The 334-nt window shown below is 45.8% G+C and carries 1 pseudogene; it reads left to right on the forward strand.

Annotation, left to right across the window (positions count from 1 at the left end):
* Positions 1-334 (forward strand): annotated as a pseudogene (locus LKX83_RS32170) (2-oxoacid:acceptor oxidoreductase family protein); the annotation flags it as partial.

A 334-nucleotide genomic window follows, 5' to 3' on the forward strand; every position in this document is an offset into this window, starting at 1 on the left:
CTCGATATACTCGTGGCATTTGACCAAGAGACAATCGATGTAAACAGTCCGGAACTTCGCAAGGGCGGAATTATCATTGGTGATGCAAAATTCAATCCGAAAGCGCCTTAGGGAGCGGATGTTCGTCTATTCTCTGTGCCTTTCACTGAAATTGCCGAAGAACTTGGAACGTCTCTTATGAAAAACATGGTAGCGATTGGAGCTTCCAGCGCCCTTTTGGGTCTGCCAGCGGAATCATTCGTTGAAGTAGTGAATGAACTGTTCGGCAAAAAAGGCCAAAAAGTGGTTGAGAAGAATATGGAAGCGATCAAGCGCGGTGCCGAGTATGTAAATA

It is taken from the genome of Cohnella baijiui (assembly GCF_020731285.1).
GTDB lineage: Bacteria > Bacillota > Bacilli > Paenibacillales > Paenibacillaceae > Cohnella.